This is a genomic window from Sphingobacterium psychroaquaticum (assembly GCF_900177625.1).
Lineage (GTDB): Bacteria > Bacteroidota > Bacteroidia > Sphingobacteriales > Sphingobacteriaceae > Sphingobacterium > Sphingobacterium psychroaquaticum.
On the sequence record NZ_FXAU01000009.1, the window covers coordinates 83,630 to 102,189 of the forward strand.

General features: G+C 43.0%; 12 protein-coding genes. All 12 read right to left on the minus strand.

Annotated features, from left to right (window positions below; genetic code table 11):
* Position 1 precedes the first annotated feature (1 nt).
* Positions 2–460: a hypothetical protein gene (locus tag B9Y69_RS18590; RefSeq protein ID WP_144036621.1), complete on the minus strand. Its 459-nt coding sequence runs from the start codon at positions 458–460 to the stop codon at positions 2–4.
* A gap of 13 nt (positions 461–473) precedes the next feature.
* Positions 474–1,916 (minus strand): RagB/SusD family nutrient uptake outer membrane protein, encoded by a 1,443-nt coding sequence (locus B9Y69_RS18595; protein ID WP_085474502.1) that lies wholly within the window; start codon positions 1,914–1,916, stop codon positions 474–476.
* A gap of 10 nt (positions 1,917–1,926) precedes the next feature.
* Positions 1,927–5,196 carry a SusC/RagA family TonB-linked outer membrane protein gene (locus tag B9Y69_RS18600; RefSeq protein ID WP_085474503.1) on the minus strand — a complete coding sequence of 1,090 codons (3,270 nt, stop codon included), beginning with the start codon at positions 5,194–5,196 and terminating at the stop codon, positions 1,927–1,929.
* Between the two features lie 24 nt (positions 5,197–5,220).
* Positions 5,221–6,216, minus strand: coding sequence for a FecR family protein (locus B9Y69_RS18605; protein WP_085474504.1), 996 nt, complete (start codon positions 6,214–6,216; stop codon positions 5,221–5,223).
* Between the two features lie 51 nt (positions 6,217–6,267).
* Positions 6,268–6,828 (minus strand): RNA polymerase sigma factor, encoded by a 561-nt coding sequence (locus B9Y69_RS18610; protein ID WP_159451885.1) that lies wholly within the window; start codon positions 6,826–6,828, stop codon positions 6,268–6,270.
* A gap of 246 nt (positions 6,829–7,074) precedes the next feature.
* A complete protein-coding gene (locus tag B9Y69_RS18615; protein WP_159451886.1) occupies positions 7,075–8,226 on the minus strand; it encodes a TlpA disulfide reductase family protein in 1,152 nt (383 codons plus the stop codon).
* Between the two features lies 1 nt (position 8,227).
* Positions 8,228–9,430 carry a thioredoxin family protein gene (locus B9Y69_RS18620; protein WP_085474507.1) on the minus strand — a complete coding sequence of 401 codons (1,203 nt, stop codon included), beginning with the start codon at positions 9,428–9,430 and terminating at the stop codon, positions 8,228–8,230.
* 37 nt (positions 9,431–9,467) lie between these two features.
* Positions 9,468–11,258: a CE1 family esterase gene (locus B9Y69_RS18625; protein ID WP_134430989.1), complete on the minus strand. Its 1,791-nt coding sequence runs from the start codon at positions 11,256–11,258 to the stop codon at positions 9,468–9,470.
* 13 nt (positions 11,259–11,271) lie between these two features.
* Complete coding sequence (locus B9Y69_RS18630) at positions 11,272–12,939, minus strand: PKD-like family lipoprotein (protein WP_085474509.1); 1,668 nt, start codon at positions 12,937–12,939, stop codon at positions 11,272–11,274.
* Between the two features lie 21 nt (positions 12,940–12,960).
* On the minus strand, positions 12,961–13,731 hold the full coding sequence (locus B9Y69_RS18635; protein ID WP_085474510.1) for a DUF4843 domain-containing protein: 771 nt from the start codon (positions 13,729–13,731) through the stop codon (positions 12,961–12,963).
* Positions 13,732–13,743: 12 nt separating this feature from the next.
* Positions 13,744–15,156 (minus strand): RagB/SusD family nutrient uptake outer membrane protein, encoded by a 1,413-nt coding sequence (locus tag B9Y69_RS18640; protein ID WP_159451887.1) that lies wholly within the window; start codon positions 15,154–15,156, stop codon positions 13,744–13,746.
* 10 nt (positions 15,157–15,166) lie between these two features.
* On the minus strand, positions 15,167–18,439 hold the full coding sequence (locus B9Y69_RS18645; protein ID WP_159451888.1) for a SusC/RagA family TonB-linked outer membrane protein: 3,273 nt from the start codon (positions 18,437–18,439) through the stop codon (positions 15,167–15,169).
* Between the last annotated feature and the right edge of the window lie 121 nt (positions 18,440–18,560).

Below are 18,560 nucleotides of genomic sequence, written 5' to 3' on the forward strand. Positions count from 1 at the left end.
ATTAGAATTTTATAAAACGTAGGGATGCCTGTACTTTGTTGGGTCCCGGCAATCCTAGAATATAACCTTTGTTATTACTACTCAATTTGATCGTCACCGAATTATCTTTTTCGGGATCAATCGCATGTGGTATCCAACGGATCTTAATCGGCATCTCAACAATGCCAGGTGCAAACGTTAAACTATATTCCGCGGTAACAACTTCAAAATCTCTTCCTTCTTGCAATCCATTGCCTACAATTACCTCATACGTTAAGGTCATCGGGTCGAATTGTCGTTTACCACTAAAGTATACCAAGTAGTTTAATGTTTCATTGCGATTGGATGCAATACGTATTTCACTACTGTTATTCTCGTGAATATAAAAGAAGGGATTGTCGTATGGTACAGCTTCATCTTTGTTGCAGCCTGTTAAAAACAGACCGACCAACAACATAGCGCATATATAAAGTGCTTTCATTTTTATTTTCATTTTAGTAGCCAGGATTTTGTTGCATATCAGGATTTGGATCAGTTTCCATCTGCGGAATAGGCAAAACAAATTTGTCGTTCGGATAATTTAGCTGACAGGTTGCTGCGTTACAATCGGTACGATTTAAATTCTCCTTATAGCGCATAATATCATAGATACGTTGGTTTTCAAAGCACAACTCTTTGCGGCGTTCCAATTTAATTTGTGCCAGTAATTGTTGCGGATCTGTAAAGGCAACTTCTATGTCTTTCACTGGGGTATTATAAGCACGCGCACGAACAATTTTAATCTGCTCCGCTGCTGCCTGATACTGCTGCTTATGGAAATATGCCTCCGCTAAGTTGAGATAAAGCTCGGCCGAACGAAACATTTTATAATTAACCGGCCATTCATTTTCTAAGCTCCCCGGTGGTAAAGCATACTTCAGGTTATAGTAAACCCCGGCTTGTTCGGTGGATTGAAACTGTATTCCTCGCCAATCGGAAGATTCAAACAGCGCCATAAAATCTTTATTGGGGTAAGCCATAAAATTGGCTCTATCAGAAAACAATAAGGTTAAGAAACTCGAAGAATTAGTACTGAGATTAAGCTGCCAAATCACTTCAGGATGAATGGTATTAAAAGAAAGGCGCTGCCCCGGCTCGATAAACATATTCAGGTAATCTTTCGCGGCGGTCAACGGATATTTGTTACTCGTAACCAAAGGGGTTGCCTGATCGATGACACCTTGCCAATCTTCCATATATAGGTACACCCGCGATAGCAACGCTTTAGCCGCTTCACTAGAGGCGTAAATTTTACTCCGAGTGCTTGTACCAGCCAATAGCTTATCAGCCTCCGTCAAGTCCGCGACAATCTGCTGATATGTTTCTTTTATAGTTGCACGTTTCACAGCGGTACCAGGATATGGCGTTGTCAGTAGAATGGGTGTTCCCAAATGACTACCATCAGCTGTATAGGTATAATGTTGACTAAAGACATTGCTTAAATCAAAATGACACATGGCACGAAGAACCAATGCTTGCCCATAGGTGGCATTAATCAGGTCTTTTTGGTTCGGAAAATCCTTTAGAAGTTGATCCTTCGCTTCAATGATATTATTTACATTGTTTAGCGTTTCAAAAATGGACCGCCATATACCCGCTCCCATGCCCAATGCATTTTCTGCGGCACTCGCATAGTTATACTCTTCGAGGACGGAGGCAGCAAGATTTTCACGGATTAAGATATTATCACTTCGGATCTCACCATAGAGGCCATACTGTCCCAAATGGTATTTTGCGAAAAGACTGTATGCACCGGCCAAGCTGGACTGGTACCCTTCTACATCGCTGAATAGCTTATCCCCCGTTAAACTCCCAACAGGGTCGATTTCCAGGAACGATTTACCGCAGCCCACCACCAGCAAGGAGCAAGCAAGTATTATATAGAGTATTCGTTTCATTTTATTTAAATTAAAAAGTAAGATTTACGCCTACCGCAAAGGAAATCTGATTCGGTACCCCCGCGTTTGTTGTCGCATAATTGTTTATCCGTATCGTTTGGTAGTTGCCCTGACCTGTATTAAGCTCTTTTTTATTGCGATATGGTGTCCAAACCGCAATATTATCGGCTTGCGCATAGATAGAAGCCCCCTTTAAGAAAAACTTTTTAAGGTTTTCTTGTGGAATACTGTACTCCAAACTGATATTCTTAAACTGAATATTCGTTTGGTCTTGCAGATAGCGTGTCGAGATACGGTTTGAATTGTTCGCCTCGGTCGTTAGTTTCGGGTTTACGGAAAGGTCTCCCGGATAGCGCCAGTGGTCCAAAAGATTAGTTGACGGATTATCACTTAGGATATTACGACCATCGTGCTCTGTTTGTAAGCGTACACGGTTTAAAGCTTGCCCTCCTTTGCTGTAGATCATCAAAAAGGAGAGATTAAAGTTTTTATAGGAGAACGTATTCGTAAAGCCACCAAAGAAATCAGCGTTGGGGCTTCCGATAATCACACGGTTATCTGCACTAAACACTTTTGTGATATCGCCATTGATATCGTACCACATCGGCATGCCCGTGCTTGGATCCACCCCAGCCCAACGCACCAAATACAACGCTCGACTATCGTATCCCTCCTTCATAATGGTTGTTTCCGACGAACGTTCAAAACCCTCTCTTAATTCCAGTACTTTATTTCGGTTCATCGCGATGTTGAAGTTTGTCGACCACTGAAAATCTCGGGTGTTGATATTCGTAGATTTGATGATAGCCTCTACCCCCCGATTTCGCAGCTTTCCAACATTCTGGTAGATATTGCGCTGTCCTGATGTTAAAGATACCGGCGTGTTATTCACCAAATCTTTGGTAATATCGTTATAGTATTCTAACCCAACATCAATACGGTTGAAAAGTCTAAAATCTATACCTGTATTGAATTTATATGTCGTCTCCCACTTGATCTTTTCGTTCCGACCTCTCGACATTGTCGCTCCAATCACTCCACCGTAGCTGTCCGTTTCGCTAAAGCTATAGATACCTTTAGCATAGTTGCTGTTGAAGCGACCATTTCCCGTGGAACCATAAGACATTTTGATTTTCAAAAAGTCAATCGCTTCAGATTGCCAAAACTCCTCTTTGGACACCGTCCATGCGGCCCCGGCAGAGTAAAAAGCACTCCATTTTACATCTTTACCAAAATTGGAGTTTCCATCGCGACGAAGACTAAAGCTGGCATTATACTTTTCTTTCCATAGATAACCCAAACGTCCGAGATAAGATAGTACGGCATTACTTCCTCGGGATCCCGAGCTTCTCCGATTATCTGCAGGGCTCATACTGATCTCCCGTACATAGTCATTTGGAAAACCATAGGCTGAAGCCCCCACGTAGGATGAATTTGTTTTATTGGCCTCCATACCGACCATCGCCGTAAGATTGCCATCGTAAATGTTTTTCGAGTAACTCAACATATTGGTCGTTATCCAATTGTGCATCTGCACCTGATTTTTATAGAGGTATCCATTAGAAGCCGCTCCTGTCAGGTTATATTTTGAGTTATAGCGCAGCTCCTCCACCGAAGAGAAGTCAATACCATTCCGTGAAGAAAACTCAAGACCATCCATAATTCGGAATGTCGCTTGCATTTGTCCAAAGGACTGAAAAGTATTTTGGCGATTTTCGTTTTGGATAGTTTCCGCCAAAGAATTCGAAATCCGGACACCATTGTAATCACGTATTGCATAATTACCTGTGCGATCATACAGCGATATAACAGGGAGATTGGTAAAATAAGAGTTTCCGACACGATACATATCGTTCTTACTATAAGACCCCCCAAATACAAAATTCAGCGATAGTCGTTTACCAATATCGGTGTTAATCTGAGAACGCAACGTGTAACGCTTGATGTCATTGGCGACCGTCGTCATTTTTTGATCATAGATACCAGCGGAAATATAATAATTGGTATTCTCATTCGATCCAGAAGCCGATAAATTGTGTTGCATGGTATTTCCGGTTTCATAATAGGCATCCAACCAATTGGTGGATCCATTCTCGTACACATCGATCTTAGAGGTCAATCCCATTTCATCGACCATAGCACGATACTGTTCTGTCGTCAGGACATTAAACACATTGTGTTTGGCAATACGGTCAGTAGTTGCCCGAAAGCCATACCGAACACGCGGTACACCTTGTCCTTTTTTTGTCTTGATGATCACGACACCATTCGACGCATTAGCCCCATAGATTGCCGCCGCACTCGCATCTTTCAGAACGGTGATCGATTCGATATCTTCTGGGTTGAAATAGGTCAGCGGACTAATACTTGTTTCTACTCCAGCAATCATATTGGTTGTCCCTCCTGTATTTAGGGGCACACCATCGACGATCCATAGCGGTTCGTTAGACATCGTCCCTCCTGGAGAGGAGGCATCTCCTCGAATACGAGTACTAAAACGTGGACGTGCCGATGAGTTTGTTTCATCTTGCGAACTAAACTGTACGCCCGGAACAATACCCTGCAACAAAGCGTCCAAGCGCAAGGCAGGTCGTTTTTCTAAATCCTTCGCTGTAATAGTATAAGCCGATCCGATTTGGTTTTCACGGGACTCCTTACTACCGTAGGCTGTGACTATAACCTCCTTCAGCGCTCCCTCAGATTGCTGAAGTTCTACTTGTACATACGCCGATTTACTATCTATAGCCACTTCCTGTTTATCATATCCCATATAGGAAATAATCAACGTGCTTGGCACAGGAACCGAAAGAGAAAATTCCCCTCTAAAGTCTGTTGTGGTCCCTTTATTTGAACCTTTCACGGTAATGGTAACGCCATTTGTAGACACCGGGATTTCATTATTAGCTTCCCTCAATTTAACCAATCCGGTTATTATTTTTTCTTGTTGTGCCTTAACTTTCTTCGGGTAAAGCGTAACGGTCTTATCGACAATCTTATAATCCACATTGATCTTTGCCGAAAGCAAATCGAGCGCATCTTTGAACGATAGGTTCTGGATGTTAAGATCTAAATTTTGATTCTTCTCCAATAACGCATTATCGTAAAGGAAATAATAATTGGATTGCTGCTCCAATAGATTCAGAATCGTTTTTAATGATTTGTTCTGTACCTTGACATCGATTTTCTGCTGATAGCTGGCATGCGCCGTAAGGGGCTGCCAACAACCAAGCGATAGAAAAAGCGAAGCGAATTTAACGGTTCGGTTGATTCTAGACTTCATTATATTTATTTAATAAACGGTATTTTACTTTACTAGGATTTGATTGTTTTCGAGGACCACCTTCTGTTGGGAGACGAGGCTCAGCATGTTTAACACCTCATCGAGCATAGCCTTCGGATGTATCTTACCACTATAACGATGGGTTGATGCAGGAGGCGGAGCTACCGATACATTGTACCAACGTGATACTTTATCTAAGATTTCTGGAAGACTTTCGTTTTCAAAAGCAAAGATCTGTTCTCTCCACAGGAGGTTATTTTCGTGAAGATTGCTTTTAATCAGTTTTCCTTTTTCTACTTCAGCCGCTTCTCCGGGAGTCAGCACAATGCTTTGGTGTTGTTTATCGGTAATACGGACACTTCCTTCTACCAGTGACAACACTTCTTTTTGATTTGCATAAGACTTAAGATTAAATTTAGTTCCCAAAACGGTCACCGTTTGCTGTGCGGTATGAATCACAAAAGGTCGATTTGGATCTTTACTAACTTCAAAATAAGCTTCACCATTTAAGTGCACATAACGTTGCTTTCCATCGAAGGTTATCTTTTCCAAAACCGACCCGGCATTAAGCCATACCTGCGTACCGTCCTCGAGTACGAGCTGATACAACTTGGCTTTTGGGGTTTTGACCGATTTAATCTGTGCATTCACAATCTGAACGTCGGCAGGGTTGACAGCTTGATGTAACGGCATATCCTTATCGATTGCCGTCCATTCCGGAGCAACAGTTACAATATCTGTTGTGGGCTTCTCTTGTAAATAAAGGTATCCCGTAACAAAGCTGACGATCAGGATCGCTGCGGCCACACTATACTTAAAATAAGATATCCGTGGCTGCGCCTGTGGTTGATACACTTTTTCAAAAATACGTTGTTTGACCTTTTGTCGATCTTCATCAACAGTTGTCGTGTCGGAATCAAGGTTCGTATACCATTGATCGATCGTGTTTTTGTCTTCGGGGAGTGCTTGCCCCTCAAAGACGCGCTTAATCGCTCTGATTACTCTTTCGGTTAACTTCATGTACTGGTTGTATATAGATATAGTACAACAAGTCGTCGTTAACGCACGGGACTAGAAGAAAAAAAATAAAATAGTTCTAAAAAGATACTTGCGCAGCGTTTTCATGGCGAGCGAAAGCTGATTTTCAACGGTGCGCTTAGAAATATTCATCTTCTCGGCAATCTCTTCGTTAGAAAGGTGTTCCTGACGAGAGGATTTAAAAATGAGACGGCAGCGGTCCGGAAGTTGCTCCACCTGATCGAAAATATATTCTTGTAACATTTTCTCTTCCAGCGCATCCTCCACGGATAACTTATCAAAGTAATTGCCCTCGGGGTATTCCTCCACATATTGGATACGCTGATGTTTGTAAATCGCTCGGATAATGGCGAATTTTACCGCTTTAGCAAGATAAGCTTCAAGGTTTTCAATCTTAGTCGGGTCTTTATGGTGAAGCAGGCTCATAAAAACATCTTGAACACAGTCTTCCGCCATCGATAAATCATTACACTTGCGTAACGCTATACCCAATAACTTTTCCCAATAGCGATCGTAAATTTTTTGGAACGCATAATCTTGGACTTTTAGATGGGTTAAAAGTTCTCTTTCATTATATAACTGTCTTTCATTCACCTTAAAACTGACTCGAACACAAATATATTGGTTTTTTATATGAACGGTATTATATTATCATTTTCTTAATATTTAACTTATTTATTTAGGATATATTTAATAAAAAATCTATAAACAAGAAAATCTAATCAAATTGCATTCTCAAATTTTTATGGAAACTTAGTTTTTCAGTAAGAACAATCCACAAAAAAAAACTCCCCAAACAATTTCGCTTGGGGAGTTTTATATGCATAAAATGAAAATAAACTATAATATCTTTTTCAGTAAATTGCTCAACGCATCACCATGGAGGTTTTTGGCGACAATCTTCCCTTGCGGATCGATTAGGATATTCTGTGGAATAGCCTGAATACCATAGATCCCTGCCACTTCATTTTTCCAACCCGTTAAATCGCTGACATGGTGCCAAGGCAAACCATCCTTTTCAATCGCTTTAAGCCAGTCTTCTTTCTTTCCGGGACGATCCAACGACAAACCCAATATCGTAAACTTCTTGTCCTTAAAAGCATCATAAGCTTTAACCAAATTAGGATTATCAGCGCGACACGGGCCACACCAAGAGGCCCAAAAATCCAACAACACATACTGCCCTCTGAAATCCGATAGTTTGACTGGCTTACCATCGATATCCGGCTGCGTAAAATCCGGTGCTTCCTGACCAATCGCCAAACGCTTGGCAATATCCAATGCCTTGGCCAGCTCCTTACCTTCTTTCAACGACTTTAAACGAGGATCCAGCCCATCAAAAAGAGGCTCCACACGTGCAACATCGATACTATAACCCGCCAAGTCTTTCAAGGCCAATAAACTAAAATAGGACTTCGGATTTGCGCGTAGATATTCCGCTTTCGCTTTATCCTTTTTTTCCTCCAACGCGCGAATTTGCTGCATCACCCCTTTTAACTCCTCTTGTCCGGCTTCTTTCTGTTGATACAACGCCGAACGCTGCTTATTCAAGGCATCCAACGGCTGGTCATAGGCCTTCATAAAAGTCGCATAATGCGCAAAAGCCGCCTGCATGGCACTCCCTTTTATAGAAGCTTCTGCCATACGATCTGTAAACTTAACGGTTGTTTCCCCTTTATCAACATATAAATCCACCTTGTCCCATTGGCGAACACGATTCCGATTAAAGAAAGAATACCCATCCGGAGAATAGTATAGATTCACCATCGTTGGTACCGAGACCGTCCCCTTATACAGACCTTTCTTACCGTTTAAAAGGATCGAATCTAACACCAACTGGTTATCCTTGAAATAACGAACAAACACTTTTGCGTCTTTATTAATTGCTTTTTGCGATACAACCTGAATCTGAAACGGTTGCTCTTCTTGTGCCTGCAGCGCACCGAAGGTTAAGCTTGCTAGAGCAAGCACTATAGTTTGCTTGATGGTCATACTAAATATTCTTTGCCCTTTCGAGTAATGCATCGGCTAGTTTAATAATTTTGGACGTCTCATTTTCTGCTAATGCACGCGCTGCCTGTGCCGCTTTTACGGCCTCTTTCTTTTTCTTGAGTAAGATACAGACATCGGCAAATGTGCCTTGGTTGGAATACGAGTTTTCATCCAGTTGCACCGCCTGTTTGGCGAGTTCATAACATTGATTCAAGAGCTCCTTAGAAGGTTCTTTATCTTTTCCATACTTACCCGAGTTTCGGCGCGCAATAAAGCTTAACTTTTCCGCCTGATCTTTCAGAATCCCTTTGCGTAGCTTATTGGTCAGCTGCACAAATTCCTTATCCGTACCATGTTCTGATACCCATTCCACGCGATACATAGCACCATCCACCTTGTTGTCTATATCATCACTTCCTTCAAAATACGCCAAACCTTTTTCAAACTCCGCGACATCTTTGTTCCGGATATAGCCGTACATCGCATAACGCAACAAATGTTGCTCTTTCGCTAAGAACTCATCTTGCGGCACAGTGGATTTAAAATAAGCCTTATTCGCCAAAAAGAACTTGCCGTACTTATCATTTCCATTCTGTCCCAGTTGCTTTATCGCCTGCCATCCAGTTGGCGTTTTCAGGAAATTATCGTCAGCCAACTTATCTAATGCCTGACGCGCCGCCTGCTCTTGCTTTGGATCCACACTATTCATCACCGCAATATAACGCAGTAAAAAAGCGGGGTCATGCTCTCCTGCAGCAAAACGTGCTTGCAACACAGGAATATGAAATTCCTTATTTGTCGCTTGCTGACCTTCCTTCAAAAAAGCCTGTACCTCCATCCGAGATTGCGTACGATAAACTAAGGTTCCTTCTGCATCTAAAAACAAATACGTGGGAAAGCTGCGAATACCATATTTTTTGGCCAAATCAATACCTTCTCCGACCTCACAATCATACTTCGTATTGATAAAATTAGTGTTGTAAAAATCGGCTACTTCCTTTTGATTAAACACGTTTCCTTCCATCCATTTGCAGGGAGCGCACCAAGAGGTGTATCCATCCAAAAAGATAAGTTTTCCCGTTTCCTTAGCCTGCTTTTTAGCTTCCTCAAAACTGATTTTTTGAAAAGAGATATGAGCAGGAGCTTGTGCTCGCAGGGACACAATCCCTGCAAGCATAAACATTGTTATTATAATTTTCTTCATGTTGTTTTACGTAAAAAAACGTGTTAAATATTTTGTACTACTTTTTGCTCACCTTCTTCACCGGCCGCGTTGCAATAGCTGCTGCGGTATTGTCGGTCGCATTCGCATTCACCGCATAATAGCCATGTAAACTAGCGCTGGTATTAAAATCAAAGGTGTAAAACTGTTTCGCCTTGGCGCCTTGCACCGTGGTAGACGACAGGTAATACGAACCTGTTGAAGAGGTAACCTCTAAGGCTGTACCATTGATCTTTAACGCGTTATTTACAACGGCTAGATTCGCATCCAAAGCCTTAAGCTCGTCCACTGCTGGTAAATACCAACCTAATGTATTTCCCGGTGTTGTCAGGTATTCGTACGCATAAACAAAAGCACTCTTAGCCGAGGTTAGCTTCACCGACTGCGTATTGTTACGCTCGATTAAGGCAAGCGTATTGTTATACCCATCCGTGTAACTTGGCGTAAGGAAAGCAGCACCTACCGAACCAAACGGCCGCGTTACATGTGTCAACGCGATAATCTTTGCTTCCTTAATATTGGATGGGTTTACCCAGAACACGACGCCCGTCGGTTGATACTGCGCGTCATATACCAAATCTCCGACTTCGTAAAAACTCTTAGGTGCTGCCAACGAATACGGCAGTGAAATTTCCGCTGTAGAGCCATTGCCACTAACCCGTAATTTAATCTCCCCTTTTCTATTTAGCGTCGTCGCGGCAAAGAAATCCGTTGGCGCCTTAACTTTCAAGGTATTATTTGCATACGTTACCGTCCAATCCGACGGTGCTGATACAACACTCACCGTAGCTCCCGCTGCATACCGAATCTCTGAAGTAAAGGATTGTCCCTCCACTGCGTCGAACCGCTTGAGCTCGGAGGAAATATAAATCCCCGAAGAGCCCACATTTTTAGGGTGACTATTCATAAACTCCCACATCAGTGGCATAATATAGTACCAACTCACGCCATGCCCTTCATCTTCCACCATAAACAACTCGATATCAGCCTTCCCTCCACTCCATCTCTTCGTCATATAGGGTTTATAATTATCAATCTGTAACGTATCACTATCCACCGCATCAGCCGGGAAATAACCCGCTACTTTATTCGCCCAAGCATTGATATTACTAACCACGGCCGAAGCAATAACGATATCGTCTTTCTTACCATTAAAGGCACGAATAGGCACAACTCGATTAGGCATTACGGCATTATCTGAAAGCTTCATCTGCCCAGAGACAGGCACGGCGGCGGCAAAAACATCCGAACGGTAGAATGCCAATACGTAAGAGAAAATGGCACCGCTGGAGTGGCCGGAAGTATAAATACGATTTACATCGATTAGTGGCGTTTGCTTTTTGAAGAAATCAATCATCGCATCGACAAACGGAAAATGATATTCCGAATTCTGCCAGTTTACAGCCGCTCCTGTATCTTCCCCCGCGGGAATAGCAATAATACAATTCTGCTTAATAGCGAGCTGCAACAAAGGTTGCGACATGGATACCCCTGCAATAGGATCTACCCCGGGACCATAGCTTCCGTGAAAGTCGAAAATCAACGAAATAGGCTTGCTCTTATCGATAGAAACAGGCATAAAATACTTAAACCTACGCTTAGAAACTTTGCCCTCGTGCTCTACATCTAAGGTGACCAAGTTTATCCCCGGCAGCAATGTTCCTTCTGTTCCACCTGGCCCCGTACCGTCTGTATTATAATTATCTATATCGACCTGCTTTTTGTCCTGCGCCATGTATACACTTGCATCTTTGACACAGGCGGTAAAAGTTAACAGGGATAGTAGTAAGAGTGAAATATATATTTTCATGGTCTTCATCTTTTTAAATATTATCCAATTCTGTTACGCCACCGTTCGACTTGCCATCGCGCCAGTGTGTTTGGTACTTGATTTTCACATCTACAGGAATCCCCGAGACCCCTTCATACTTCTTCTTTAACACCAAGTTCAGACTGGTTTTATCTAAGTTAAACAGTAAGATATCGCCTTTATTCTCTTCGCCGCTTCCCTCTTTATCACTGCCGTAGCGGGATACGCCCAGGATCAATGTCTTCTCCGAGCGAGATACCGTCATGCTCGTGATAACCGCATCTTCCGAATACCCCAAGGAAGTAAGCGAAAGGCTGGCATGTGCCTCGCTTGGCACCACGTTGGATGTCACGTCCAGGATATTGTACTTGTACAGTTTGTTCCCCGCAGTGAAAAACACATAAGGTGAGGTTTTCATGGTGTAGAACTTACTTTGACCATTGGTCACACCTCCACTAACCTCACCCACCAGACTGTATTTATTAACATTTTTACCCAATAGCAAAAACCGCAACACATTTGTTGACGCTTTCAGCACCGCGAAAGATGATCCCGACTGGCTGGTATGCGAACCGTAATACAGCTCGTGTCCCGGAAACGCCTTTACATCTGTGACAGGAATATTGTAACTGGTTCCGGAGGATGAATAAGCAAAGCGTCCCACTGTGCGGTCGAACACCATAAAATTCCCTAAATTATAACCATGCTGAAAGAGCGTTCCGTCGGGTGTTGGCGTCATCATATCGTAATAGCCGAAAGGGGAGAAATAATTGTTCTCACCATACACGCTCTTGCGGTTGTATACAAACGTAGGTGTCCAAATAGCTGGTGCCAACGATGCATGATACAATGCTCCACCCGAAATAAGATTGAACTGTATTGTTTGGTGGAAGTTACTACCGTAAGGATTGTTCCGCCACATGGATACCGCTTGCGCCATAAACTCCGGTTTATAACCGGTAATATCCGCTGCCGGGTACGAGGCGTTACGCGTAAAGGCTTCTCCATCCAGATAAGGTACCGCGTTGGGTTCCAAGCTTCCTTTATCAAGCAAAGCGACCTGATTATCGACCAAAACAAGGACTCTACCAAACCGGTTGGCAAAAGGAGCGTTGCTGGCAAGCGCTGCATCAGAAGTAGGTTCCACCAACAGGAAATCGAGTTGTTGCGGGTTCACGCCCAGTGGCGCCCCAAAACGAGATTCGTAGTAGTTGACAGCCCAGTTAGCCGGTTTATCCAACCGCAGGTAAGAAAGCTCTGCTTTTCCACGGGATTTACTCAACACCATAATTAAATTACCGGCCGTCGAGGAAGACACGTTCAGGTCAAAGCGGAAATACTTTTTAACGCCGGTCTCCTTATCTTGCACGACAAAACGCGATATCTTATTCCCCGGTAATAAACCTACCTTGATTTTCAGGTTCAAACTTGTCGATACAATGGTACTCGCGATATCCCACGCATAGCTGAACTTCGTGGTGTCACTATACATAGTACCGACCAACTTAGGCGTTATCTTTAAACTGTCGTCCATATCGACAGCATATTGTCTATCGATACCTTCAATGGTTAATTCATTGATTTCACGATAATCCTCAGGCCCTGTTCCGAGGTCTTTATAGCATCCGCTTAAGGTCCCGATACTGGCTAAGATTAGCGCGATTTTATTATAAAATTTCATAATACGTATACGCTTTAATAATTAGTTTTGAACCTCAATTCGGTCCATATAAATCCGTCCTCCCGTCTCCTCATCAAAAGTAGGCACGCCATTTAGGTACCTGGATAGTCCGTCAAAATACGCACGTCCTTCATTGTTAAAATCGAAAATGCAACGGAGTGGGTCTGCAAACTTAGGGTTGAAAGAAATTAAGATCTTCCATTTTTTGGGGTGGTAAAACCGCAGGTTACTGCGCAACGGATCTTTCCACCAGACCGGTTCAGATAAGTAATTGTTAATGTATAGGTATGTTCTCGTTCCGTTTTTCATTCCCAGATTAAAATCCGAGCTGGTCTCCATATCGAGCGCTATCCTGCGGTTTTCAGGGTTGGTAAAGCTGGTGCTTAGATTCGAGCGTAAAACCACAATCTTAAGCGTATCCTTATGCCTACCCGCCCGGAAAGTCTGTGTCGCAGAAAATGGTTCAAAATGTACACCCTCCACGGCAGTCGTCGAATCGGCACCGATACGTACTGTATAGGTACGATCTTTATCCGAAGCGGACCCTAAGTACTCGACCACCACGCGAGCCGTATCTTTTACCACCGCATCGGCGGCCATCCCAAAAGAGAAAGTGGTCCGGTCAAAATACGTCCGTGTAATCACCCGGTTACTCCCTGTATCTTCCTTGAAGTATTTAAATTGGATTCGTGCTTTTTCTGTATACAGATTGTCTATCGATTGGTCGCAAGAGGAGAAGTACACCAATGCAACAAAAAAAGATAGCACGATTAATATATATCTACGTTTCATTTCTGTTCTTTTTTAGTTACGATTACCTGTTTCCATTTCTTTCAATGGAATTGGGAACACAAAAACTTGCTCACTCGGTGGAACAGTTCCTATAATTCCGTTGCTGGTTGGAATCCCTAGATTCAACCTTTTGTAAGCATACCACAATTGCCCTTCGCCCACAAACTCACGTCTCATTTCCTGCATAATGTAGTCCATCGTCAGGTAAGACCAATGTGAATTATTGCGGATGCGGTGGTCACGTAATGTATTGATATAGTGGTATGCCTTTTGGTCATCACTTCCCAAGTGACATTCCGCCAGGATAAGATACATCTCGGACAGTTTTATCATAGGCATCTTCGGGAAGAACTTATCTTTGTTATCTATATTAAACTTCACGAAAGAACGATTCGTTGTCGAAAACCATTTGATGTAACGGATGTCGTCGTTGTTGTTTTCATAGATCTGCGATAAATTGGCAAAGGGAAGTTTCGCTGGCGTAGTTCCTCCCCGTTCATCGACCAACTGATAGTGCAAACTGATGCTGTAGTCGGAGAGGGGCTTTTTCCGAAGGGAAAAGATATGCTCATCAGAAAATAGCATGTCCACCTCCTTATCTGATTTATCTATACTCGCAAAATCCAACAACTTAAAAGCACCGGATTCCACCACTTCCGTAGCATATTTCACCGCGCTCACTTTATCCCCACGCATCAAGCTGACGCGAGCCAACAAAGCTTTAACGCCATAGTAGTTCAACCGTGCAACGTACTTATCGGCTTCATTTTTATTCGCCATTAAATAAGGTTTAACGGTTGTAATGGGGTCTTTAGCTAAAAATTTCTCCGCATCTCTGAGATCGTTCACCACCAGCTGGACCGCCTCTTCAACGGTATACATCGGTGGTAGGGCTACGCCAAAATGTAAATTGTATGGAATACCAGTAGCTTTTGGTAATCGCTTTACATCAGGACAAAACAGACGAATCAGATCTAAATGTAGATAACCACGCATGGCATAAGCTTCACCCAACACCTGATCTTTGAGATCGGGAGACAACACTTTTGTGTCTTTGGTCGCCCAGGCAATAATATTATTTGCACCAGCGATCGCGGCATAAAGGTTTTTCCACGATTCCAAAATACGCGTCTGCGAGCGTGCTTCGGGATAATTGTAGTTTTTAAAATTCTCGTAATTAGTGGACACACCGTCGTAGCTATAGTATTGCGCTAAAAGATCTGTTTCTTCCATCGTCAATTTGGCCCCGTACATCGCAGAGTCAGCCATCGCACTATACACACCCGCCAATGCTTCCTGATAGCCCTGTGCCGTGCTAAATAGTTTTTCATCCGTTACCTTATCGGCAAGATCCACATCAAGCCATTTATTACAGCCGCTCAGGAAAAAGGTACAACTAATGAGTATTAATAATATTTTTTTCATATCCATAGATTTAGAAAGTCAAGTTAAGGGCCAATGAAAAGGTCTGAGCATATGGATACATAGTCCCTCTTTCCATCTTCACAGTAGAGAAGCGAAACAGGTCGTTGCTGGTCAACATAATCCGGGCACGCTCAAGCCTTAAACTTTCCAGACTTTTAGCTGGAAGATCGTAGGTCAACGTTAAGGTCTGTAGCCTCAAGAAATCATTGTCCTGTACCAATCTCGTTGTTTGATATGGTGGGGTTTTATCATCAATCCGCTTGTACAAAGCAATATCCCCTGGCTTTCTCCATCGCTCATAAAGCACCCTCCTATCGGCATTGTAGCGTGGGTCAGACCCTTCCACTTTCTGCGCCAAGGTGGAGTTGTATATCTTAGCCCCATGTTCGAATGCTAGAATAAAGTACAGGTTGAAATTTTTGTATAAGATGTTCGACTGGAAAGTACCCATCCATTTCGGATTCATATCGCCTACAATAATCTTATCCTTCGGATCATAGGTAAAGGTAAGATCGCCATTCAGTTTGCGATAGATTTCATTACCGGTCATTGGATCGATACCCAACGATTCTACGACCATCAAAGCGCTCTGTGAGCGTCCTGCCTGGTAAGCACGCAACGGCTTTGGTCCTTTAACATTATCCTCTTTACTCGCTTCCAGATTCATGGCTTCCAGGGCGTTGGATAATTTTTTAATTTTATTCTGGTTGGTTGCTAGCCCGAGCGAGAAGTTCCAATGAACCGGGTTTTTACCGCGCAATACATTAAACCGTAAACGCATGTCCATCCCTTTGTTCTCCATCGACCCTAGGTTTTCGATATAACGCGAAAAACCTGTTGAGGGCGCCACATCGATCGGCAGCAATAGATTTTGGGTTTCCTTAATGTAGGCATCGATGTTCAAGACCACAAGGTTTTGCCACATGGTCAAGTCGGCACCGATGTTATTCTGAATGGTATTCTGCCACTTTAACGAGGAGTTACCATATCCCATCAACTGCGCACCATAGAAACCATTGTACTCGTAATCGGATCTATATTCGTATTTCGTCAATGCTTGGTCGGCCGAGAAATTAACAGACCCTGTACTACCAACGGACGCTCTTACTTTTAGGGTTGCATCACTTTTCCACCATTTTTCGCGGTTCACATTCCATGCACCACCCACAGACCAAAACGGAGCAAATCGCGAGTTTTTCCCAAAGCGACTAGAGCCATCTGTACGGAACGAAAGATCGATAAAGTATCTATTTTCGTAGCCCACGTTGGCATTCGCAAAAAAGCCAATCATCTTAGATTTATCCAGATAACCTCTTGGCTTAGAGTTTTCTTTAAACTGCTGGGCATACTGGATAAAATTCATATTATCACTCAAAAAGCCCGTAGCGGTATATCCTTCACCAACGCCAGAGGTTGTAACGGCATTCGCCCCCACCCCGATGTTGGTCGATATTTTATCCATGAACATCTGGTTGTACGAGGCCGTGAATGTACCATCAAAGTTGAGGTCATCCTGATCATAGATCTCGTAACTACCTTTCTTCTCGGCTTTCGTTTCCTTATCAAAGGAAGAAGAGAATGGGGATAGATATTTCTCTTGCTTGGACAACTTCTTACTTAAAGAAGCACGCCCCGTCACACGGAAATTTGGATTAATACGCCAATCGATATTAAAGTTATCTTGGATCTCGGTATAACGGTTATAGTCCAAATTTGGCAAAGAGGCATCCACCATAGGGTTCATCGTCGTATTAAATTCGTAATGACGAATTAATTCACCTGTTTCGGGGTCATAGATACGCTCGATAGGATTCTGTTGTGCATACTTAGAAAAAGAACCGTAAGGCGAATTATAGCCTTTCACGTTATTGACAGTAACATCATTTCGGATCAGAAAATCTTTGTTCGGATAATAGTTAAAGCTCACATTGATGCCATAACGATCTCTCCCTGATTCTTTCATGACGCCCTTATCTTTATCGTAATTCAGGTTCATGCCGTAACGGAAACTACGATCTCCACCTTCGACGAAGGCATTGTAACGCTGATTCACGCTTGTTCTTAGCGGTTTAGACAGCCAATAGGTATCCACCCCCCGAGCAACTTCTGACAAGCGTTGATTATACTGTTCATCCAGCCTTACCTGCTCTTCCAAACCAAAACCAGAATATAAACCGCCAAGACGTTCATACTCCAACTTTTCACGTGAATTCATCAGATTATAGTCCCGCAGATCCGGTACGGATACATTTGCTGTACTATTAAAGGTAACCCGAACATCTCCTGCTTTCGGTGGAATGGTCGTAATGAGTATTACCCCATTGGCACCGCGTGACCCATAGAGTGAGGTCGCAGAAGCATCACGTAGAATAACAAACGATTCAATCCGGTTCATATCCAAATCATAGATACGCGTTGCGGTCACTTCGATACCATCCAGTAAGTATAAAGGGGAATTGGGGTTACTCCGGGAGTCGTCTGCACTTGACCGTAGATCAAACCCATTTTCTCCACGCACCGTAATTTCAGGCACACGGTTCGGATCGGAACCAAAGTCTAAATTAGGCGCTACGCGAACAGAAGGGTCAAAAGCATTCAAGGCTTGCATCATGTTCAGGGATCCTACTTTACGTAGATCTTCGCCTGAAACAATCACTTGTGAACCCGTCACACTCTGCTTGGTCCGGTTAAAGTAGCCCGTAGAGACGGTCACCTCTTCGATATTTCCGGAAGAGACCAAAATAACGGACATATTTGCCTTGGCTTTTACTTCTTTCTTTTCATAACCGACAAAAGAAAACACCAAATCAACGCCCTCTTTCGGGACTTTCAATTCAAACTCACCATTGGCATCCGACTTGGTACCGGCTTGCTGTCCCTTCAAAAACACGGAAGCTCCAGCCAACGGATTTCCCTTATCATCTGTTATTTTACCTTTAATGACAATACTCTTTTGCAATACAGCTGCCGGTGTCATTACCTTCCGGTCGCTACGTGGCAACAATACGATAGTCTTCTCTTCGATCTTATAGCTTAATCCTTTGAAAGCTAATATTTCTTCCATCGCTTTGGATAAAGGTGCCTTGTTCAAATCGATAGCAATGTGACTTTCGACATCTAGCATATTGGAATTGTAAAGAAAGCCATAGCCCGTTTGTCGCGTAATAGTCCGCAAAGCGTCCTTAATTTTTACATGCTGGCCCTTAAGTGTCACCTGTTGTGAAAACACCGAGGCGCTGAGGTGCAAAAGGGGCACAAGAGTCAAAACTCCAGTTAGTTTCATAATTCTCCAGACTTTTTGTGTCCTCGATTGGTTCGTATCCGATATATCAATCGGAGAGGACAAATAATTACGGCAAAGCCACCTTGCGAAAGGTGCTTTTTTATCCGAATAGATTTGCATA